This window comes from Streptomyces globosus, from assembly GCF_003325375.1.
Taxonomy (GTDB): domain Bacteria; phylum Actinomycetota; class Actinomycetes; order Streptomycetales; family Streptomycetaceae; genus Streptomyces; species Streptomyces globosus_A.
The window spans coordinates 3,800,403-3,819,588 of sequence record NZ_CP030862.1 but is presented as its reverse complement, the minus strand read 5'-3'; the positions used below and the strand labels follow the sequence as shown (position 1 = coordinate 3,819,588).

General features: G+C 74.2%; 24 protein-coding genes. 15 read left to right on the top strand and 9 right to left on the bottom strand.

The features are described from left to right. Positions 1-2 precede the first annotated feature (2 nt). From C0216_RS16715 to C0216_RS16680, 8 genes are all read left to right on the top strand, one after another. A complete protein-coding gene (locus C0216_RS16715) occupies positions 3-251 on the top strand; it encodes a gas vesicle protein GvpG (protein WP_114056060.1) in 249 nt (82 codons plus the stop codon). A 65-nt stretch (positions 252-316) separates the two neighbouring features. After that, a complete protein-coding gene (locus C0216_RS16710; protein ID WP_114056059.1) occupies positions 317-721 on the top strand; it encodes a gas vesicle protein in 405 nt (134 codons plus the stop codon). After that, complete coding sequence (locus C0216_RS16705; protein WP_114056058.1) at positions 718-1,575, top strand: GvpL/GvpF family gas vesicle protein; 858 nt, start codon at positions 718-720, stop codon at positions 1,573-1,575. The genes C0216_RS16710 and C0216_RS16705 overlap by 4 nt, the downstream gene beginning before the upstream one ends. Positions 1,576-1,642: 67 nt before the next feature. After that, positions 1,643-1,795 (top strand): gas vesicle protein GvpJ, encoded by a 153-nt coding sequence (gvpJ, locus tag C0216_RS16700; RefSeq protein WP_114058718.1) that lies wholly within the window; start codon positions 1,643-1,645, stop codon positions 1,793-1,795. Then, positions 1,785-2,252, top strand: a complete 468-nt coding sequence (locus C0216_RS16695) for a gas vesicle protein K (protein WP_428985432.1) — start codon at positions 1,785-1,787, stop codon at positions 2,250-2,252. Before gvpJ ends, C0216_RS16695 begins: the two co-directional genes overlap by 11 nt. 130 nt (positions 2,253-2,382) lie before the next feature. Continuing rightward, a complete protein-coding gene (locus C0216_RS16690; protein ID WP_114056057.1) occupies positions 2,383-2,598 on the top strand; it encodes a hypothetical protein in 216 nt (71 codons plus the stop codon). A gap of 144 nt (positions 2,599-2,742) precedes the next feature. Further along, entirely contained in the window at positions 2,743-3,009 is a 267-nt protein-coding gene (locus C0216_RS16685) for an ABC transporter ATP-binding protein (RefSeq protein ID WP_162793242.1), read from the top strand. A gap of 82 nt (positions 3,010-3,091) precedes the next feature. Further along, positions 3,092-3,298: a hypothetical protein gene (locus C0216_RS16680; protein WP_174250413.1), complete on the top strand. Its 207-nt coding sequence runs from the start codon at positions 3,092-3,094 to the stop codon at positions 3,296-3,298. 155 nt (positions 3,299-3,453) lie between these two features. On the opposite strand, the gene bla is transcribed toward C0216_RS16680, so the two are convergent. Further along, a complete protein-coding gene (bla, locus tag C0216_RS16675) occupies positions 3,454-4,383 on the bottom strand; it encodes a class A beta-lactamase (protein ID WP_174250518.1) in 930 nt (309 codons plus the stop codon). Between the two features lie 166 nt (positions 4,384-4,549). Here bla and C0216_RS16670 point away from each other — a divergent pair, with 166 nt between their 5' ends. From C0216_RS16670 to C0216_RS16660, 3 genes are all read left to right on the top strand, one after another. Beyond that, on the top strand, positions 4,550-5,794 hold the full coding sequence (locus tag C0216_RS16670; RefSeq protein WP_114058715.1) for a cytochrome P450 family protein: 1,245 nt from the start codon (positions 4,550-4,552) through the stop codon (positions 5,792-5,794). A gap of 91 nt (positions 5,795-5,885) precedes the next feature. Continuing rightward, a complete protein-coding gene (locus tag C0216_RS16665; protein WP_114056054.1) occupies positions 5,886-6,218 on the top strand; it encodes a GYD domain-containing protein in 333 nt (110 codons plus the stop codon). 95 nt (positions 6,219-6,313) lie between these two features. Beyond that, complete coding sequence (locus C0216_RS16660; RefSeq protein ID WP_114056053.1) at positions 6,314-6,811, top strand: TspO/MBR family protein; 498 nt, start codon at positions 6,314-6,316, stop codon at positions 6,809-6,811. On the opposite strand, the gene C0216_RS16655 is transcribed toward C0216_RS16660, so the two are convergent. The 3 genes from C0216_RS16655 to C0216_RS16645 form a co-directional block, all read right to left on the bottom strand. Continuing rightward, positions 6,801-7,280: a hypothetical protein gene (locus C0216_RS16655; RefSeq protein WP_114056052.1), complete on the bottom strand. Its 480-nt coding sequence runs from the start codon at positions 7,278-7,280 to the stop codon at positions 6,801-6,803. The genes C0216_RS16660 and C0216_RS16655 overlap by 11 nt on opposite strands. A 165-nt stretch (positions 7,281-7,445) precedes the next feature. Continuing rightward, the gene (locus tag C0216_RS16650; RefSeq protein WP_114056051.1) at positions 7,446-8,546 is read right to left on the bottom strand and encodes a YihY/virulence factor BrkB family protein; all 1,101 of its coding nucleotides are present in this window, start codon (positions 8,544-8,546) and stop codon (positions 7,446-7,448) included. Positions 8,547-8,622: 76 nt separating this feature from the next. Beyond that, the gene (locus C0216_RS16645; protein ID WP_114056050.1) at positions 8,623-8,874 is read right to left on the bottom strand and encodes a type II toxin-antitoxin system RelE family toxin; all 252 of its coding nucleotides are present in this window, start codon (positions 8,872-8,874) and stop codon (positions 8,623-8,625) included. 346 nt (positions 8,875-9,220) lie between these two features. Between C0216_RS16645 and katG the strand changes: the two genes are divergently transcribed. Further along, entirely contained in the window at positions 9,221-11,410 is a 2,190-nt protein-coding gene (katG, locus tag C0216_RS16640; RefSeq protein ID WP_114056049.1) for a catalase/peroxidase HPI, read from the top strand. A gap of 112 nt (positions 11,411-11,522) precedes the next feature. Here katG and ctaD read toward each other — a convergent pair whose 3' ends face one another. Further along, entirely contained in the window at positions 11,523-13,208 is a 1,686-nt protein-coding gene (gene ctaD, locus C0216_RS16635; protein ID WP_114056048.1) for an aa3-type cytochrome oxidase subunit I, read from the bottom strand. A 341-nt stretch (positions 13,209-13,549) separates the two neighbouring features. On the opposite strand from ctaD, the gene C0216_RS16630 reads away from it, so the two are divergent. Then, entirely contained in the window at positions 13,550-13,819 is a 270-nt protein-coding gene (locus tag C0216_RS16630; protein ID WP_114056047.1) for a hypothetical protein, read from the top strand. Between the two features lie 81 nt (positions 13,820-13,900). On the opposite strand, the gene C0216_RS16625 is transcribed toward C0216_RS16630, so the two are convergent. Both C0216_RS16625 and C0216_RS16620 read right to left on the bottom strand, forming a co-directional pair. Continuing rightward, positions 13,901-14,167 carry a protealysin inhibitor emfourin gene (locus tag C0216_RS16625; RefSeq protein WP_114056046.1) on the bottom strand — a complete coding sequence of 89 codons (267 nt, stop codon included), beginning with the start codon at positions 14,165-14,167 and terminating at the stop codon, positions 13,901-13,903. A gap of 163 nt (positions 14,168-14,330) precedes the next feature. Continuing rightward, a complete protein-coding gene (locus tag C0216_RS16620; RefSeq protein WP_114056045.1) occupies positions 14,331-14,765 on the bottom strand; it encodes an ATP-binding protein in 435 nt (144 codons plus the stop codon). Between the two features lie 199 nt (positions 14,766-14,964). Here C0216_RS16620 and C0216_RS16615 point away from each other — a divergent pair, with 199 nt between their 5' ends. Beyond that, the gene (locus C0216_RS16615; RefSeq protein WP_114056044.1) at positions 14,965-16,626 is read left to right on the top strand and encodes an ABC-F family ATP-binding cassette domain-containing protein; all 1,662 of its coding nucleotides are present in this window, start codon (positions 14,965-14,967) and stop codon (positions 16,624-16,626) included. A 105-nt stretch (positions 16,627-16,731) separates the two neighbouring features. On the opposite strand, the gene C0216_RS16610 is transcribed toward C0216_RS16615, so the two are convergent. Continuing rightward, positions 16,732-17,010: a GlsB/YeaQ/YmgE family stress response membrane protein gene (locus C0216_RS16610; protein WP_114056043.1), complete on the bottom strand. Its 279-nt coding sequence runs from the start codon at positions 17,008-17,010 to the stop codon at positions 16,732-16,734. Between the two features lie 194 nt (positions 17,011-17,204). Between C0216_RS16610 and C0216_RS16605 the strand changes: the two genes are divergently transcribed. Further along, positions 17,205-17,822: a DJ-1/PfpI family protein gene (locus tag C0216_RS16605; RefSeq protein ID WP_114056042.1), complete on the top strand. Its 618-nt coding sequence runs from the start codon at positions 17,205-17,207 to the stop codon at positions 17,820-17,822. 24 nt (positions 17,823-17,846) lie between these two features. On the opposite strand, the gene C0216_RS16600 is transcribed toward C0216_RS16605, so the two are convergent. Then, on the bottom strand, positions 17,847-19,094 hold the full coding sequence (locus tag C0216_RS16600) for a hypothetical protein (RefSeq protein ID WP_114056041.1): 1,248 nt from the start codon (positions 19,092-19,094) through the stop codon (positions 17,847-17,849). Between the last annotated feature and the right edge of the window lie 92 nt (positions 19,095-19,186).

Below are 19,186 nucleotides of genomic sequence, written 5' to 3'. Positions count from 1 at the left end.
CCATGGGCCTGCTCGGAAAGCTGTTCACTGCGCCCCTGATACCCGCCCGCGCGGTGGTGTGGGTGGCACAGCGGGTGGCCGACAAGGCGGAGGCCGAGTACTACGACCCGGCGCCCGTCTGGGCCGAGCTCAGGCTGCTGGAGCGGCGGCTCGCCGACGGGGAGATCGACGAGGAGACCTTCGAGGTCCAGGAGCGGTTCCTGCTGGACCGCCTGATGGAGATCGAAGAGTTCCACCACCGCAACCCCTGACCGGGACCCGACGGAGGCGACGACGTGACCGACCCCATGGCCCGCTCCTTCGGCTCGCGCCCCCCATGGCCGGCTACCCGCCGAGTTCCTCGGCGAGCCTCGCCGACATCCTCGAACGGGTCCTGGACAAGGGCATCGTGATCGCCGGCGACATCCGCATCAACCTCCTCGACATCGAGCTGCTCACCATCAAGCTGCGCATCCTCATCGCCTCCGTCGACAAGGCCAAGGAGATGGGCATCGACTGGTGGGAGCACGACCCCGCGCTGTCCTCCCGAGGACGCGAGGAGGCCCTCGCCGCCGAGAACCGCCGCCTGCGGGCCGAGCTGGAGGAGATGCGCCGCACCCCGCTGCCGCCGGACCGGGCCCTGCCGGACACCGCCCTGCCGGAGACCAACCTGCCGGAGGCGGCCCCCGACGAGGAGGAGCGCCCCGCACGCCGCACGACGAAGCGCAGGCCCCCACCGTGAACACGCCCTCCGCCGCCCCGTCCCTCGTCTACGCCTACGCCGCCACCCCGCCCGCACCGGCGCTGGAGCACCTCCTGCCCGCCCTCACCGGCGTCGCCGGCAGCCCGGTCACCCTGCTCGCCCTCACCGACCCCGGCCGCGGGCCCGCCGCCGCGTTCGCCGTCAGCGACGTCCCCCGGTCCGAGTGGGACGAGGCGGCCCTCAAGGCCCGCTTCGAGGACCTGGACTGGCTGGAGGAGACCGCGCGCGCCCACCACCGCGTCATCGAGGAACTCGCCGCCCACACCACCGTCCTGCCCCTGCGCCTGGCCACCCTGTACGCGGACCGCGCCAGTGCCCTGGCCGCCCTCCGCCGCCACGGCCAGGCCCTCGCGACCGGCCTGGCACGGCTGAGCGGCCACACCGAGTACGGCGTCAAGCTGTACGTCCGCCCCGCCGCCGCACCGGACCCGTCCGGAGGCGCCGCCCCCCGGCCCTCCGCGGCCGGCGCCTCCGCGTCCCGGCCGGGCGCCGGACGGGCCTACCTCCAGGCCAGACGCGCCCATCAGCACGCCCGCGACGACCACTACGCCCAGGCTCGTACCGCCGCCGAGCGCATCGCCGCGCTCGCCGCCCCCCACGCCGCCGACCACGTGCGCCACCCCGCCCAGAGCGGACCGCTCACCGCCTCCGGGGCCGAGGAGAACGTCCTCAACGACGCCTACCTCGTCCGCGACGCCGAGGCGGAGGCCTTCCGGGAGGCCGTGCACACCGCCGTCCGCGGGCTCCCGGGGATCAGGCTGGAGCTGACGGGCCCCTGGGCCCCGTACTCCTTCGCCGCACCGCTGCCCCCGCCGACCGCCGCCGCGCCGTGAACGCCCCCGACCGCCGCGCCGCCGCCTCCCCGACCGGCAGGTCGCCCTCGTCGACCTCCTCGACCGGCTGCTCGCCGGCGGGGTCGTCATCACGGGCGACATCGTCCTGTCGATCGCCGACATCGACCTCGTCCGGATCTCCCTCCGGGCTCTCATCAGCTCCGTCGCCACCGCGGAGGCCCCCCGCCCGGACGAGGACGGCACCCGCCATGGCCCCTGACACCCCCGACGCCCCGCTCCGCCCGCCCGCGCGGCCCGCGCCGCCCGCCACCGGGCCGGAGGGGCCCGCGCCCGCCGCGCCGGAGCCCGACCTCCGGCGGGTGGGCAGCGCCATGGCGGACGCGCTCCGGCTGCTGCCCGCCACACCCGCCGAGGCGGCCGCCGACCGGGCCGCCGGCCCCGGCCACCGCATGCGCACCGGCCCCGACACTGCCGGCGACGACCTCGTGAAGCTCGTCCTGACCCTCGTCGAACTCCTGCGCCAGCTCATCGAACGCCAGGCGCTGCGCCGCGTCGACGCGGGCGGGCTCTCCGAGGAGCAGGAGGAGGAGCTGGGCGCCACCCTCATGGCCCTGCACGACCGGATGACGGAGCTGTGCACCGAGCACGGCTACACGCTTGCCGACCTCAACATCGACCTCGGCCCGCTGGGCCCCCTGCTGCCGCCCTCCGGCTGAGGAACACCGCGGCAGCGGCGTCAAGTCCCGACTTCCAGGGGCGTGCCGGACACGCCGCCCCGCGGCTCAATGGAGTCACGGCCGCCCCGGACACCGCGGCCGGCCCGATCCGCCGACCCCGGGAGACACCATGACCATCCACCTGCGCCCCGCCTCCCTCCTGGCGGCCGCCCTCGCCGCCGGAGCCGTACGCATCGCCCCCGGCGCCCCGTCCACGCGCACCCCCGCAGCCCCCGGAACGGCGCCCACCGTCCCCGCACTGCCGCCGTACGGCAGCCCCTCCGCCCGGACGCGGCCCGGCACGGTCCGGCGGGTCGGACTCCCGGAGAGGGGAGCGGCCGTGTAGGCCGTACGGGCCCGCCGTCCCCGCGCCCGCTGCGGCGGAAAGACTCCGCTCGCTGCGCTCATGCCGGACCGTCAACTTTCGATGATGCCGAGACGGTCCCTTCGTCGTACGAGAACACCGCCCGCCGTCGATAGCTTTGTGGTCATGACAAATGGAAAGGTGGAGAAGTCCGACGGCTCCACACCCCTCAAGACCGCCGCGGGCGTCGCCGCCGGCGTCATCGTCGGCCTCGGCCTGATCGCCCTCCTGTGGCGGGCGGGCTGGCGGGTGCCGTTCGTGACCGGGTGGCTCTCGCTGAAGATCGCTGTCAAGGTGGGCGTCCTCACGGTGGGCGGCCTCATCGCCTTCGAGGCGTGGCGGCGCAAGCGCCGTACCGCCGAACGCGACTGCGAGGCGCCGCCGCCCTCCTGACCTGCCCCCGGGCGGCGGGGCCCGTACCCCTGCTGCCCGGGCACAGGCCGCACCCCGGTCGCGGCGCGCTCGTTGACCGGACATGAAGAAGATCATCACTATTGCCCTGACCGCCCTCACCGCCGCCCTCACCGCGCTCGCCGCCGGCCCGGCCGCCGCCGACGAGACCCACCGCGACTCCCACAACGCCCCCGTCGTCGCCCTGATCAACACCGGCCAGATCGACGACCCGATGGAGGACGTGCTCGAACACCTCCTGCTGTTCGGCGACCTCCGCATCACCGGCTGACGGCCATCGCCCCGGACCACCCCCTGGAACACCCGGGCCGACTTCCGCGTCGGGCGGGCGCGCCGGACTCTCCGCTCCGTCCGTCGCCCTGCCGGAGGGGGCGGCCCCGTACTTCCTCCCGGACGCCGCCCCCGCCTGACCGCGCGGCCGGCCCGTCAGGCCGACTTCCGGACCGCCAGACCGGCCGCCCGGGCCACCAGGGAGTCCTCCCGCTGCGCCGCCGCCTCCGGCTTGGTGCTGAGGACGGCGATCACCACCGGCGGCCGGCCGGGCGGCCACGCGATGCCGACGTTGTTGTTGACGGCGTACGACCCGGCCCCGGTCTTGTCCGCCACGGCCCAGTCCGCGGGCAGGCCGGCCCGGAGCCGGTCCCTGCTGGTGGTGTTCCCGAGCAGCCAGCCGGTCAGCAGCTCCCGGTGCCGCGGGCGGAGGGCGTCGCCGAGCACCAGGCGGGCGTACGTCCGCGCGATCGCGCGGGGGCTGGTGGTGTCGGTCGACACCCAGGGCTCGGCGGAGTTCAGCTCCGGCTCCCACCGGTCCAGCCGCGTCACCGGGTCGCCCAGGGACCGGCAGAAGGAGGTGATCGCGGTGGGCCCGCCCAGCTCCTCCAGCAGCAGGTTCCCGGCCGTGTTGTCGCTGTGCGCGATGGCGGCGGAGCACAGCTCGGCCACCGTCAGACCCGCGGCGATGTTCTCCTCCCGCCGCGTGATCTCGCCGCCGCCCGCCCGGGTGACGTCCGCCTGCGTGTAGTGGATCCGCTTGGCCAGGTACTCCCCGTCCCGGTCGAACCGCCGCATCACCGCGGCCGCCGCGAGGGTCTTGAACAGCGAACACTGCGGGAACAGCGCGTCGGCCCCGTACGCCGCCGTCCGCCCGGTGGCGGTGTCCCAGGCGTACACGCCCAGGCGCGCCCCGTACTCGCGCTCCAGCGCGCGCAGCGCCGGCACGACCGCCCCCGTACCCGCCCCCGCACCCGCACCGCCGCGCGCGCCTGTCGCGTGCGCCGTTCCCGCCGGTAAGGCGGCGGCCAGTGCGGCCCCCGCCCCGATGGCCAGGGCCGTACGCCGAGTCGTCGTCATGTGGATCTCCCTGTCGCTTCCGATGCGCTCTCGCAGGGGGAGGACACCAACAAGATCACGGCGGTTCCCGCCGAAGGAATATCCGGAAATGGCCGGAAGGCGGCGTCCCAGCAGAATGGTGTACAGGACATGATGCGTGCGACGCGAGGACGACGACCGCCCGGGAGGCATCGTGAGTGACCCGCCCGTCCTGCTGCCCTATGCCGACCCCGCCTTCGTGGCGAACCCGTTCCCGCTGTACCGGCAGCTGCGCGAGGAGGGACCGGTCCGCCGCGCCCTCATCGCAGGCGGCCTCGAAGCCTGGCTCGTCACCCGCTACGAGGACGCACTCGCGGCCCTGAGCGACTCGCGCCTCAGCAGCGACGTCCGCGACGCCGCCGACACCCGCCTCCAGCAGCAGCTGCCCGCCACCGAGCGCGAGTCCCTGCTCGGCACCATGCTCCGCAGCGACCCGCCCGACCACACCCGGCTGCGCCGCCTGGTCTCCAAGGCGTTCACCGCCCGCCGCGTCGCCGCCATGCGGCCGCGCATCCAGGCTCTCACCGACGGCCTGCTCGACGCCGTCGTCCCGACCGGCCGCGCCGACCTCGTCGCCGACTTCGCGCTGCCGCTGCCCGTCACCGTGATCAGCGAGATGCTCGGCGTACCCGTGGACGACCGCCACGACTTCCAGCACTGGACCGACCGCATGGTCATGCGGGGCGCGGAGCCGCCGGACCCGGCCGCCGTCGAGGAGGCCTGGCGGCACATGCACGGCTACGTGACCGGCCTCATCCAGGCCAAGCGGGCACACCCCCTCGACGACCTGCTGAGCGCCCTCATCACCGCCCGCGACGAGGACCGGCAGCTGACGGAGCCCGAACTCGTCGCCATGGTGTTCCTGCTGCTCGCCGCCGGCTACATCACGACCGTCAACCTGATCGCCGGCGGCATCGCCACCCTGCTCGACCACCCCGACCAGCTGGACCTGCTCCGCGCCGACCCCGGCCTGCTGCCCGGCGCCGTCGAGGAGCTCCTCCGCTACGACGGCCCGGTCAGCCCCGGCATCGCCCGCTTCGCCCGCGAGGACGTCGAGATCGCAGGCGTGGCGATCCCGCGCGGCGCGACCGTCCTGATCGCCTCGGCCATCGCCGACCGCGACCCGGCCCGCTTCCCCGATCCCGAACTCCTCGACATCACCCGCAAGGACAACCCCCACCTGGCCTTCGGGCACGGCATCCACTACTGCCTGGGCGCACCGCTCGCCAGGCTGGAGGGGCAGATCGCCATCGGCACCGCCCTGCGCCGGCTCCCGGGCCTCGCCCTCGCCGTCCCCCGCGCCGAACTCCCCTGGCGCCCCGGCGGACTGCGCGGCCCCCAGGCCCTGCCCGTCACCTTCACCCCGGGGGAGAAGGCCGACCCGGCGCCCCTCGGCTGAACCGGCCCGGCCGTCCGGGTGGCCCGCGGGCCGCATCCGACGCATTCCCACCCCGCGCGGGCAGCGTGGTGGGAAACGGAGGAGGGACGCAATGCCGCTCTACCTGTCGAGGTTCGGCTACACACCGCAGACATGGGCGAGGCTGACCGGGCACCCCGAGGACCGCGCGCAGGCCGCCCGCTCGTACATCGAGTCCGTCGGCGGGAAGCTCCACGGCTTCTGGTACGCCTTCGGCACGCACGACGGCTACAGCCTGTGGGAGGCCCCGGACAACGTCTCCATGGCCGCGGTGGCGCTGGCGATCAGCGGGGGAGGGGCGCTCAGCTCGTTCGAGACCACCGTCCTGCTGACCGTCGACGAGACCCTGGACGCCCTGCGCAAAGCAGGGCAGATCGACTACAGGGCCCCCGGCGCCGAGGGGTGACCGCCGGCGGCCGCCGCGGGCAGCCGTGCATCCGCCGGCCGGCCGTACGCGGAAGGAAGGGGTGTACCGGGCCGCCGAACGGACAGGAGCCGGACATGGACACCGCCGGAGCACGCGCCGCCGCCAGGCGCCCCCTGCCGCTGCTGCTCGTCCTGCTCGCCGCGACGTACGCCGTCGCCGCCGTCGGCGCCCTCGCCGGCAGCGACGCCCGCGAGGTGTACGCCTCCCTGCGGCTGCCCGCCTGGGCACCGCCCCCGTGGCTTTTCGGGCCCGTGTGGACCGTCCTCTACGCGACCATCGCGGTCGCCGCCTGGCTCGTCGTCCTCCGGGGCCGCCCCGAGCTGCGGCGCCCGGCGCTCCTGTGGTGGTCCCTCCAACTGCTGCTGAACCTCGCCTGGACGCCGCTGTTCTTCACCGCCGGCCGGTACGGGCTCGCGCTCGCCGAGATCTGCCTGCTCCTGGCGGCGGTGGCCGCGACGGTCGCCGTCTTCGCGAAGGCCTACCGGCCGGCCGCGCTGCTCCTCGTCCCGTACGCCCTGTGGGTGGCGTTCGCGACCGTCCTCAACGCCTCCATCTGGCTCCTCAACCGCTGACCGCCCCGCCCGGCGTCCGCGCGCCGCCGTCCGCCGAGCCGGGGAGCAGCACGTCGGCTGAGTGCGGGGACACGTGGTAGCGCCGGTACGCGCCGGCCAGCAGCCGGCCGCGGCGGTCGGTGAAGGTGCCGTGCACCTCGTACGTGCCGCAGGACGCGTGGCCCGACGGCAGGCGCTCCGGGCGCAGGCGGATCTCGTAGGGGCCGCCCGCGCGGAAGCTTCCCAGGTGCGTCTCGCAGGGGAGGCCGGGCACGCCCTCCCGGATGCGGACCTCGGTGTAGGTGAGCCCGTCGACGTCCCGGCCCAGGCGGAAGACGAGCGACAGCGTGACGACACCGCCCTCGGGCAGGTCGAGGGGTTCGAGGGTGTCGGACTGCTGCGCCGGACGGATCCGCACGGACGCGTCCTCCTCCCGGAGGAGGACCATGTCCACGAGTTCGAAGTCCGCGGCGCCGGGTCGGCCGTTCATGGCCGGCACCTGCCCGGCGGCCGGTGCCGGAAACCCCGCACCGCCCGCCGGGCGGACCGGCGCACGCCTCGGCCGCTCAGGGGGCTCACCGAGGAGGCGCGGGCCCTGCGGACGGGCGCCTCCTGACCTGCCCGGCAGCCCCCGGCACCGAGGTGCCGGGCCGGGTCAGCCGGGCTGCCGGTGCCCGCCGCCGGCCCGGCCGGCCGCGGTCGTCCCGTCCGCCGGGACGCCGTCCCACTCCGCACGCTCGGCGTCCGACCACTCGCCGGTGTCGCGCGGCTCCACGTAGGGCTCCTTGTCGGCGGGATGCCCCCGAAGGATGGCGCGCTGGCGGGCCATCTCCGCATCGAACTCCAGGCCCAGCAGGATCGCCAGGTTCGTGATCCACAACCACACCAGGAAGATGATCACACCGGCGAGGGTGCCGTACGTCTTGTTGTAAGAGCCGAAGTTCGCGACGTACACGGCGAAGCCCGCCGAGGCGGCCATCCAGATCAGCAGGGCCACCACACTGCCCGGCGTCACCCACAGGAACCCGCGCGACTTCGCGTTCGGCGCCGCCCAGTACAGCAGCGCGATCATCGCGGTGACCAGCAGCAGGAGCACCGGCCACTTCGCGATCGACCACACCGTCACCGCCGCCCCGCCGACACCGAGCGCGGCCCCGGCCTCCCGGGCCAGGCCGCCGGTGAAGACCACGATCACCGCGCTCGCCCCCGCCAGCAGCATCAGCACCAGCGTCAGCACGACCCGCAGCGGGGTCAGCTTCCAGATCGAACGGCCCTCCGGCACGTCGTACACGGCGTTCGCCGAGCGGATGAACGCCGCCACGTAGCCCGACGCCGACCACAGGGCCAGCAGCAGGCCGACGACCGCCAGCACCCCGCCCGTCCCGCTGCTCGCCTGCAACTGCTCGACCGCGCGGGCGATGACGTCCCGCGCCGCGCCCGGGGTCAGCTTGGCCACGGAGTCCAGCAGGCCCTGCGTCGCCGCCTTCCCCGTCACACCGAGGAGCGAGACGAGGACGAGCAGCGCCGGGAACAGCGCCAGCACCCCGTAATAGGTGAGCGCAGCGGCCCGGTCTGCCAGTTCGTCGTCCCGGAACTCCGCGAAGGTGCGGCGCAGTACTGCCTTCCAGGACCTCTTGCCCAGGTCGGTGGGCCTGTCGGGGCCGTCCTGCTCCGGCCCGGGAGCCGCGGCGGCCGGGCCGCGGCTCGGAACCGCGCCGTCCGCGTCCTGCCGTGTGCCTCGTTCGGTCTTGTCCATGCCGGACGCCTTACCCGAATCCGGCGTCCGAACCGGTCCCGCCCGGACTGCGCCCGATCCGGGGCCGGCGGCCCGCTCAGCCCAGCCGGCCCACGTGGAACAGGACGACGGCGGCCGAGGCGTCGACGACCTCGTAGAGCACCCGGTACCGGCCCACGTGCATCCGGCGCAGCCGCGGTGAGCCGTACTCGACGGTGCCCTGCGGCCGGGGCCCGGCGGCCAGGAGGTCGACGGAGTACATCAGCTGGCGCAACCCCTCGGGGTCGTCCGCCATGAAGCCGGCCGCCGCGTCGATGGCGGCCTCGTCCCAGAGGATGGCGTACGGCATCGCCCTCACCTGCCGGTCCGGCCCGGAGTCTCCCGCAGTCCCGCACGGAATCCTGCCCGGCCCCGCGCCCCCTATGCCTGCCCCGGCCCCGGCGGGGCCCCTGCCCCGGCCGGGCAGCGCCCCCCTGCGGCGCTCCGTCTCGCGGTCGGCGCGCCAGTCGTCGCTCTGCGTGTTCTCGTAGCGATGCGGAGAGCCGTGCGCAACCATATAGAAGCTGACAAAGCTCGCCTATCGGACTCACGCGTTCGGATGCGGAACACGGGGCACGGGACGAGGCGTGCCCGGCAGGGGCCGGGCGCCGGCAGCACCGCACAGGGAACCACCGAGACAGGAAGAAGGACCCGACGTGTCCGGCAGCGAGAGCGAGAACCCTGCAATCCCTTCGCCGACCCCGGCGCCGACCCGGCCCAGGACGAACCGGGACTGGTGGCCGAATCAGCTGGACCTCCAGGTTCTCCACCAGCACTCGCCCCAGGCCAATCCGATGGGGGAGGAGTACGACTATGCGGAGGAGTTCCGCAGCCTCGACGTGGAGGCCCTCAAGCGCGACGTCTTCGAGGTGATGACCACCTCGCAGGACTGGTGGCCCGCCGACTACGGCCACTACGGGCCGCTCTTCATCCGCATGAGCTGGCACGCAGCCGGCACCTACCGCATCGTGGACGGCCGGGGCGGCGGCGGGTCCGGCGCCCAGCGCTTCGCCCCCCTCAACAGCTGGCCCGACAACGCGAGCCTCGACAAGGCGCGCCGCCTCCTGTGGCCCGTCAAGCAGAAGTACGGCCGGAAGGTCTCCTGGGCGGACCTGCTGGTCTTCGCCGGGAACTGCGCCATGGAGTCCATGGGGTTCAGGACGTTCGGCTTCGGCTTCGGGCGGCAGGACATCTGGGAGCCCGAGGAGGTCTTCTGGGGCCCGGAGGACACCTGGCTCGGCGACGAGCGCTACAGCGGCGACCGCGAGCTGGCCGCCCCGTTCGGCGCGGTGCAGATGGGCCTCATCTACGTCAACCCGGAAGGCCCCAACGGCAACCCGGACCCGGTGGCGGCCGCCAGGGACATCCGCGAGACGTTCGGGCGGATGGCGATGAACGACGAGGAGACGGCCGCACTCATCATCGGCGGCCACACCTTCGGCAAGTGCCACGGCGCAGTCGACCCGCAGTACATCGGCCCTGAGCCGGAGGCCGCCCCGCTGGAGGCGCAGGGCCTCGGCTGGAAGAACACGTACGGCACCGGCGCCGGCCCCCACGCCCTCACCAGCGGACTCGAGGGCGCCTGGACGTCCAGGCCGACCACCTGGGACAACGGCTACCTCGACAACCTGTACGGCTACGAGTGGGAGCTGACGACCAGCCCGGCCGGCGCCCGGCAGTGGACCCCGAAGAACCCCGAGGCCCAGGGCACCGTGCCCGACGCCCACGACCCGTCGAAGCGGCACGCCCCCATGATGCTGACGACGGACCTCGCCCTGCGGGTCGACCCCGTCTACGGGCCGATCACGAAGCGCTTCCACGAGCACCCCGAGGAGCTCGCGGAGGCCTTCGCGAAGGCCTGGTACAAGCTGCTGCACCGCGACATGGGCCCCGTCTCCCGCTACCTCGGCCCGTGGGTCCCGGAGCCGCAGCTGTGGCAGGACCCGGTTCCCCCCGTCGACCACGAGCTGGTCGGCGACGAGGACGTCGAGGCACTCAAGCAGAAGATCCTCGACTCCGGACTGCCCCTGCGGCACCTGGTGGCCACGGCGTGGGCGTCGGCGGCGAGCTTCCGCGGGACCGACAAGCGCGGCGGCGCCAACGGCGCCCGGATCCGGCTGGAACCGCAGCGCAGCTGGGAGTCCAACGCCGGGCCCGAGATCCCCGGGACGCTGGAGGCCCTGGAGCGGATCCGCCGGGAGTTCGACTCCGCGCAGACGGGCGGCAAGAAGGTCTCGCTCGCCGACCTGATCGTCCTCGGCGGCTGCGCGGCCGTCGAGCAGGCGGCGCGCCGCGCGGGCCACGACATCAGGGTGCCCTTCGCGCCCGGCCGCACGGACGCGTCGCAGGAGCAGACCGACACGGAGTCCTTCGCCGTCCTCGAACCGCGCGCGGACGGCTTCCGCAACCACGTCAGGACCGGGGAGAAGCTACCGCCGGAGACCCTCCTGCTGGACCGGGCCAACATGCTCGACCTGACGGCCCCCGAGATGACGGTCCTCGTCGGAGGCATGCGGGCCCTCGACGCGAACGTCCGCCAGGCACCGCACGGCGTCCTGACCGACCGGCCGGGCACGCTGACGAACGACTTCTTCGTCAACCTGCTCGACGCCGGCACCGAATGGAAGGCGTCCGCGACCGCCGAGGGAGTCTTCGACGGGCAGGACCGGGCCACCGGCGAGCCGAAGTGGACGGCGACCGCCGTCGACCTCGTGTTCGGCGCGCACTCCCAGCTCCGCGCCATCGCGGAGGTGTACGCCTCCTCGGACGGGCAGGCCAAGTTCGTCCAGGACTTCGTCGCCGCCTGGAACAAGGTCATGAACCTGGACCGGTTCGACCTGGCCTGACCGGCCCCGCTTCCCGCGCCGCCCCGCTTCCTGCCCGCCGCCCGGGCGGCGCCGCGCGTTCCGGCTCCCCGCCGCGTTCCGGCTCCCCGCCGCGGGGCGGCGGTCCGCCGCGCTACCCGCGCGGGCCGGGCCCGCCGTCGCGGTCCTGCGAGCCGTCCGGCGGCAGGTGCGCGCGGTCCTCGTCGGCGAGGTCGCGCCGGCCCTCGTTCTCGCGGCGCCCGTACTCGGCGATCTCGTAGTGGTGCAGGTCGAACGCCGGGGACTCCGACCGCACCCGGGGCAGCGTCACGAAGTTGTGGCGGGGCGGCGGGCAGGAGGTCGCCCACTCCAGGGACCGCCCGAAGCCCCACGGGTCGTCGACGGCCACCCGCGGCGCGGACACGGCGGTCTTCCACACGTTGTAGAGGAAGGGCAGCGTGGACAGGCCGAGCAGGAACGCCCCCACCGTGGACACCGAGTTGAGGACGGTGAACCCGTCGGCGGCCAGGTAGTCGGCGTAGCGCCGGGGCATGCCCTCCGCCCCCAGCCAGTGCTGGACCAGGAAGGTGGTGTGGAAGCCGACGAACAGCGTCCAGAAGTGGATCTTCCCGAGGCGTTCGTCGAGCATGGTGCCGGTCATCTTCGGCCACCAGAAGTAGAAGCCGGCGAACATGGCGAAGACCACCGTGCCGAAGACGACGTAGTGGAAGTGGGCGACGACGAAGTAGGTGTCGGTGACGTGGAAGTCCATCGGCGGGGACGCCAGGACGACCCCGGTCAGCCCGCCGAACAGGAACGTCACCAGGAAGCCGATCGACCACAGCATCGGCGTCTCGAACGACAACGACCCCCTCCACATGGTGCCGATCCAGTTGAAGAACTTCACGCCGGTCGGCACCGCGATCAGGAAGGTCATGAACGAGAAGAACGGCAGCAGCACCGCCCCCGTCGCGAACATGTGGTGCGCCCACACCGTCATCGACAGCCCGGCGATCGCGATCGTCGCCCCGATCAGCCCGATGTAGCCGAACACCGGCTTCCGCGAGAAGACAGGCAGGATCTCGGTGACGATCCCGAAGAACGGCAGCGCGATGATGTAGACCTCGGGGTGCCCGAAGAACCAGAACAGGTGCTGCCACAGCAGCGGTCCGCCGTTGGCCGGGTCGTAGACGTGGCTGCCGAACTTCCGGTCCGACTCCAGCACCAGCAGGGCCGCCGCGAGGACGGGGAAGGCGAACAGCACCAGCACCGACGTCAGCAGGATGTTCCAGGTGAAGATCGGCATCCGGAACATCGTCATCCCCGGCCCGCGCAGGCAGATGATCGTGGTGACGAAGTTGACGGCGCCGAGGATCGTCCCGAACCCCGACAGCACCAGCCCCATGATCCACATGTCGCCGCCGATGTACGGGCTCCGCTCGGCCCCGCTCAGCGGCGTGTACGCGGTCCAGCCGAAGTCCGCCGTCCCCTGCGGGGTCAGCAGGCTCGCGACGACGATGATCCCGCCGAACAGGAAGAACCAGAACGACAGCATGTTCAGCCGCGGGAACGCCACGTCCGGCGCCCCGATCTGCAACGGCATGATCGCGTTGGCGAACCCGGCGAACGTCGGCGTCGCGAAGAACAGCAGCATCACCGTACCGTGCAGCGTGAACGCCTGGTTGTACTGCTCCGCGGAGACGATCTGCAGGCCGGGCCGCGCCAGCTCCGCCCGCATCAGCAGGGCCAGCACGCCGCCCACGAGGAAGAAGAGGAACGAGGCGATCAGGTAGAGGTGACCGATCTTCTTGTGGTCGGTGGTGGACAGCCACTCCACCATCACCTTCCCCCTGGACCGGGCCGGTGCCGGCACGGGCGCGACGGGCTCGGTGGCAGCCGATGCAGACAACCGGTACTCCTCACTCTGACGGACGGTCCTCCCGCCCGGTGGCGGCGCGCGGCCGGGCCGGGCGTCTTCCACCGTCGCAGGACGGGTCCCCGCGGTGCGGCCACCACGCGGGGCCGCGGCCGGTACGCGCCGCGTTTGGGGGATGCCGCCCGCCGCCGGCCCGCCGGGCGATACCGTGGCGGCGGCAAGCCGTCGGTGTCCCCTGGAGCCTGAGTGATGAGCGAGATGCCGGTCCCCGCCGACCGCACCCCCCGGCCCCGGGCCGGCGCCTGATGGCCGCGCCGCGCGGACGCCGCGCCCGCATCGCCTTCTCCGACTCCGCGGCCAAGCAGCTGGAGGACATCACCAGCGAGGCAGAGCTCCACGCCCTGGACCGCGCCCTGGTCGTCATCTCCGTCGACCCCGACATCGGCGAGCCGCTCCCCGGCACCGGCCCCGGCCCCCGCCTGCTCCGATACACCGACGACATCGAACCCGTCCGCGTCCTGTACTTCGTCACGGCCCTGCGCACGGTGGTGGTCGTCGCGTACATCGAGGTGTGACACCCCACGGCCGTCCGTGCGGCGGCCCGTGCCCGGCATGGCGTACGAACGCCCCGCGCCCGGGGCCGCGGCGCCCGCCCGTCAGGCGCCTTCGCTGAGGACGGTGCCGATCAGCTCACGCTGGTCCTCCGTCAGGTACGGGTCGCGCAGTTCCACGGCCCGCCCGGCGGCCTCCACGACGTAGGCGAACCCGTCGGGCACCGCCGGCCGGTCGGGCGGGCACCCGCCGCGCAGCGCCCGAGCGGCCAGCGCCTCCAGAGCGGCGCCGTCGGTGCGGCACTCCGTGTCGAGGGAGCCGCTGCGCTCCAGGCCGGCGAAGCCGCCCGTACGCGTCACCGTGATCAGCATGGGTTCCTCCTCTTCCCTTCTGTGCCGCCCTCGCCGCCGGGCCGACAGGCTCCGGCAGGGGCGGCGCACCATTGTCCGGCCGGAGCGCGGAGGCCGTCCCGCAGGCCCCGAGATCCCGCCCGCCGAGAACGGCCGAAATCGGCCCGTGCCGGGGGGCACACGCTCAGGTGCCGCTGCCGTGCGGCCCCGGCCCGCCGCGCGGGCCGAAGCACGCGGTCACGGCCTTGCCGCCGTGGACGGCGTGCACGTCGCAGGAGTCGGCCACGGCGCTCACGATCCCGAGCCCGCGCCCCGAGGTGGCCCCGAGGTCGGCGTCGGCGGGGCGCATCAGCGGCATGCGCGGGTCGTCGTCCGCGACGCTGACGTGCAGGCAGCTGCCGTCCCAGGTCAGCACCAGCCGCGCCGAACCACCCGCGTATCGGTGGGAGTTGGTCACCAGCTCGGACACCGTCAGGAGCACCGAGTACGTCGCCTCCCGCCTCGTGTCCTCGTCCCACGGCACCGACTCCAGGTGCTCCGCCGTCCATTCACGGGCCGCCCGCACCCCGCGCGACACCGGGAAGGAGCGGGCCCAACCCACGGCCCTGACCGTCACCATCCCCACCTCCGCTTCGTCTCCGCAACGCGCTGCGCGGCGCGCCGTCCTGTCGTTGTGTCACTGCGCGGATACCCGGCCGAGGCCCGTACATCCGCCCGTGGGCCGCGCACCCCGTCTTGCGAGACGAAACGTCTTGCGTCGGGGCCCGGCGGCCCGTAAGGTCGTGGACGTCAACGAGACGAGACGGTTCGTCTTGTGAATGTGCAGTGCCGACCTGTCGCCCACCCCGGGAGTCCCGCCCTTGTTCCGTGTCCAACTCTCCGACGTCACCAAGCGCTACGAAGACCGGATCGTCCTCGACCGCGTCTCCCTCTCCGTCCGCCCCGGCGAGCGCATCGGCGTCGTCGGCGACAACGGCTCCGGTAAGTCCACCCTCCTGAAGCTCCTCGCCGGCCTCGAAGCCCCCGACAACGGCAGCGTCACCGTCGAGTCCCCCGGCGGCACCGGCCACCTCGCCCAGACCCTCGACCTGCCGGGCACCGCGACCGTCGGCGCCGCGATCGACCTCGCCCTCGCCCACGTGCGCCGGCTGGAGGAGGCCATCCGCTCGGCCGAGGCAGCGCTGTACCGCACCGGCGACCTGGAGGGCTACGCGGCCCTGCTCGCCGCCTACGAGGCGCGCGGCGGCGCCGGCGCCGACCGCCGCGTCGACAGCGCGCTGCGGCGGCTCGGCGAGCGCGAAACCCTCGACCGCGCCCGCCCCCTCGGCACCCTCTCCGGCGGCCGGCGCTCCCGCCTCGCGCTCGCCGCGGCCCTCGCGGCCGACCCCGAGCTGCTCCTCCTCGACGAGCCCACCAACGACCTCGACGACGAGGCCGTCGGCTGGCTGGAGGAGCGGCTCCTCGCCCACCGGGGGACGGTCGTCGCCGTCACCCACGACCGCGCCTTCCTCGACCGGGTCACCACGGCCGTCGTCGAGGTCGCCCAGGAGACCCGGACCGTGCGCCGGTACGGCAACGGCTACGGCGGCTACCTGGCGGGCCGGGCCGCCGACCGGGTGCGCCGCGAGCGGCAGTACGAGGAGTGGCGCGCCGGTACCGCCCGGTACGCGGCCCTCGCCGACAGCGGCATCGACCGGCTCGCCGCGATCCCGCGCAAGGCGCCCGCCGCGTTCAGCGGTGCGGGGGCCTTCCGGGCCCGGTCCAGGGCGCACGGTGCGATGGGCCGCATCCGCGCCGCCCGCGAACAGCTGCGGCGGCTCGCCGAACACCCGGTCCCGAAGCCGCCGGAGCCGCTGCGGTTCGCCGCCCGGATCGAAGGCCGGGCGGCGGCCGTCGAGCTGGCCGGCGTACGGGTCGACGGGCGGCTCCGGCTGGACGCCCTGCGCCTGGAGCCCGGCGAGCGGATCCTGGTCACCGGGCCGAACGGGGCCGGCAAGACCACCCTGCTGCGGCTCCTCGCCGGCCGGCTCACCCCGGACGCCGGAACGGTGCGCGCCCCGGCGCGGGTCGGCATGCTCGCCCAGGACACCGCCCTGCCCGACGATCCGAGGACCCTCGCCGCCGCGTTCGGAGCGGGCCGGGAGGAGGAGCTCTTGGCGCTCGGCCTGTTCGCCGAGGCCGACCTGCGCACCCCGGTCCGCTGCCTGTCGACCGGGCAGCGCCGCAAGCTGGAACTCGCCCGCCTGGTGACCGCGCCCGCCGACCTGCTCCTGCTCGACGAGCCGACCAACCACCTGGCACCCGGCCTGGTGGAGGAGATCGAGGCCGCGCTCGGCCGGTACGCGGGCACCCTGGTCGTGGTCAGCCACGACCGCCGGCTGCGGGCGGGCTTCGCCGGCCGGCGCCTGGAGCTGGAGCCGTGGCCCGGTGCCGCCGCCCCCGCGGGACCTGCGGCGGCCCGCGCCCTCGCGGCCCGGTGATCCCGCAGGCGTACGGCGAACGGCCCCTGCCCCCGGACGGGGAAGGAGCCGTTCGCCGATGTGCTGCGCCCGTCCGCCGCGCCGGGCGGACCAGGTCGGGTCAGGTCACGTGTGCCGGTGGGCGTGCCGGCCGCCTGTGGCCAGCCGGTAGAGGGCCAGGAGGATGACGGAGCCGACGACGGCGGCGATCCAGGTGGAGAGGTCGAAGAACCCGTCGATCGAGTCGACCCCGAAGAGGACCTTCCCCAGCCACCCGCCGAGCAGGCCGCCGGCGATGCCGATGAGTGTGGTGATGATGATGCCGCCGGGGTCCTTGCCCGGCATGAGCGCCTTGGCGATGAGGCCCGCGAGCAGGCCGATGAGTATCCACGCGATGATGCCCATGACGCGTCTCCTCCTGGTGTAAGGCTTGTGTGACTCCCGTTTTGACGCTGCGGGACTTTTCAAACGTGCCGGGGTGCGAATCCCCTGCCGACAGGCCACTCCCCGCCGCCAGGCCACTCCCCGCCCATTGGCCCTCCCGCGGTCCGGAGCTCCGGGGAAGACTCGGAGACCCACTCAGACACGGAGGAGTCGCCATGCAGGTGGCCGTGGTCACGTTCGACGGGTTCAACGAACTGGACAGCTTCATCGCATCAGCGCTGCTGAACCGGTGCCGCAAGGACGGCCTGGAGGCCTTCATCACCACGCCCGCACCCGTGGTCACCTCGATGAACGGCGTGCCCGTGACCGGGCAGCGGCCCCTGGAGTTCGCGGCCGAGGCCGACGTCGTCCTCATCGGCAGCGGGATCCGGACGCGCGACGTCGTCGCCGACGACCGGCTCGTGTCCCTGCTGCCGCTCGACCCCTCCCGGCAGCTGATCGGTGCGCAGTGCTCGGGCGCCCTGGTGCTGGCCCGGCTCGGCCTGCTGGACGGCGTGCCGGCGTGCACGGACCGGACGAGCCGGCCGTTCGTGGAGGACTTCGGGGTCACCGTGCTGGACGCGCCCTTCCACGCCGAGGGCAACCTCGCCACGGCGGGCGGCTGCCTGGCCTCCCAGTACCTCGCCACGTGGGTGATCACCCGGACCCTCGGCGAGGCGGCCGCCCGCGGCGTACTGGACTACGCCGCCCCGGTCGGCGAGAACCGCGAGACGGTCGAACGCGCCCTCCGGGCGGTCCGGACGGGGGAGCCGGCCCCCGCCGCACGGCCCTGACACCCGCCGGTCCGGCCTCCGCCGTCACACGAGCACGCCGGCGAAGAACATGGCCCCCAGCAAGGCGTACTGGGCGGCGCACGCCGCGAGCAGCAGGACCTGGACCCATCGCGGGAGGTGTCTGGCGAGGAGGAGTCCCACGAACATCTGGGCGTGGTTGCGGTACCACGACATCCCGGCGCCGGCGAGGAACGGGGTCCAGAAGACGGCGAGCACCAGGACCAGGGCGGCCCATTCGGCGGTGTCCAGCCGCCGCTGCCGCACGAGCCGGGCGGCAGCCGCCGCGAGTACGAGCAGGACGAACACCGCGTTCAGCCAGAGCTGGCCGCGGTGGGCGGCGAGCCCGTGCTCCACGAGCCAGGGGAGGGGCCCCTCCGGGCGGTACCAGTCGGCGAACGGGAAGTCGTAGGCGTTCAGGATCTCCTCGAAGGGCAGCCGCAGGCCGCCCTGACCGTAGCTGGACGCCTGGAGCGCCTCGTACGCGTCCCAGCGGCCCGTCCCCTGCCACATCAGCCACTTGGCCCACAGCACTCCGCAGGCGGCGGCGGCCGCGGAGCCCGCGGCCTTCGCGCACCGCACCGGACGGCTGTCCCCCCGCCAGGCGAACAAGGCGCTCAGCAGCAGCATCCCGACGGCGGCCGCGCCGACGAGGTGGCAGGCCGCCGCGGCGAACCCGCCCGCGGCGGCCACGGGCCAGGAGCCGCGCCTGACCCCGGCGACGCAGACGAGCAGGGCCAGCGTCCCGGCGGCGAGGGGGAACAGGGCGTGGAAGTAGATCCCGCCGGGGAAGACCGCCCCGATGGCGAGGGTCAGGCCGCCGGCCCGGCCGGGCCGGTCTCCGAGGAGCCGCCACAGCAGGACGAACATGCCGAGCAGGGACGCCTCCGTGACGACCGCGGCGGCGGCCTCGTACGGCAGCCCCGTGGCGGACACGGCCCGCACGGCCATGGGGTAGCCGGGGAACCAGGCGGTGTTGCCGCACAGGACGTCAGCGAAATCCGGGTGCCGCTCACGGCACGGGAACAGCTCGTAGCCGGCGCGGGCGATGGAGAGGTAGTGCTCGGCGTCCCACCGGCGCCTGGCGGCCGTGGACCAGTAGGCGATCCGGGAGCCGTCGCTGGCCGCTGACAGGGCGGCGACCAGCCAGGTGGCGAGGTTCGCGGCGAGCCAGGCGGCGACCGGCGGCAGCAGCCCGCGGACGCGGCCCGGGCGTGGGGGACGCGGCGGCCCTGCCGGGTGGGCCGCGGAGGACGGGGCGGCCGCGCCGGTCACCGGCGGGACGCCGGCAGCGCGCGGCGGGCTGCTCTTGCCGTCGGCGGGGGAGCGGCGGGCACGGCCATGTGCCCAGCATGCCCGCCGCCGCT

Coding starts and splice junctions, on each gene's coding strand:
- C0216_RS16715 (WP_114056060.1), top strand. CDS start 3: ATGGGCCTGCTCGGAAAGCTGTTCACTGCGCCCCTGATACCCGCCCGC.
- C0216_RS16710 (WP_114056059.1), top strand. CDS start 317: ATGGCCGGCTACCCGCCGAGTTCCTCGGCGAGCCTCGCCGACATCCTC.
- C0216_RS16695 (WP_428985432.1), top strand. CDS start 1,785: ATGGCCCCTGACACCCCCGACGCCCCGCTCCGCCCGCCCGCGCGGCCC.
- C0216_RS16690 (WP_114056057.1), top strand. CDS start 2,383: ATGACCATCCACCTGCGCCCCGCCTCCCTCCTGGCGGCCGCCCTCGCC.
- C0216_RS16685 (WP_162793242.1), top strand. CDS start 2,743: ATGACAAATGGAAAGGTGGAGAAGTCCGACGGCTCCACACCCCTCAAG.
- C0216_RS16680 (WP_174250413.1), top strand. CDS start 3,092: ATGAAGAAGATCATCACTATTGCCCTGACCGCCCTCACCGCCGCCCTC.
- C0216_RS16665 (WP_114056054.1), top strand. CDS start 5,886: ATGCCGCTCTACCTGTCGAGGTTCGGCTACACACCGCAGACATGGGCG.
- C0216_RS16660 (WP_114056053.1), top strand. CDS start 6,314: ATGGACACCGCCGGAGCACGCGCCGCCGCCAGGCGCCCCCTGCCGCTG.
- C0216_RS16655 (WP_114056052.1), bottom strand. CDS start 7,280: ATGAACGGCCGACCCGGCGCCGCGGACTTCGAACTCGTGGACATGGTC.
- C0216_RS16650 (WP_114056051.1), bottom strand. CDS start 8,546: ATGGACAAGACCGAACGAGGCACACGGCAGGACGCGGACGGCGCGGTT.
- C0216_RS16645 (WP_114056050.1), bottom strand. CDS start 8,874: ATGCCGTACGCCATCCTCTGGGACGAGGCCGCCATCGACGCGGCGGCC.
- ctaD (WP_114056048.1), bottom strand. CDS start 13,208: ATGGTGGAGTGGCTGTCCACCACCGACCACAAGAAGATCGGTCACCTC.
- C0216_RS16630 (WP_114056047.1), top strand. CDS start 13,550: ATGGCCGCGCCGCGCGGACGCCGCGCCCGCATCGCCTTCTCCGACTCC.
- C0216_RS16625 (WP_114056046.1), bottom strand. CDS start 14,167: ATGCTGATCACGGTGACGCGTACGGGCGGCTTCGCCGGCCTGGAGCGC.
- C0216_RS16620 (WP_114056045.1), bottom strand. CDS start 14,765: ATGGTGACGGTCAGGGCCGTGGGTTGGGCCCGCTCCTTCCCGGTGTCG.
- C0216_RS16615 (WP_114056044.1), top strand. CDS start 14,965: ATGTGCAGTGCCGACCTGTCGCCCACCCCGGGAGTCCCGCCCTTGTTC.
- C0216_RS16610 (WP_114056043.1), bottom strand. CDS start 17,010: ATGGGCATCATCGCGTGGATACTCATCGGCCTGCTCGCGGGCCTCATC.
- C0216_RS16605 (WP_114056042.1), top strand. CDS start 17,205: ATGCAGGTGGCCGTGGTCACGTTCGACGGGTTCAACGAACTGGACAGC.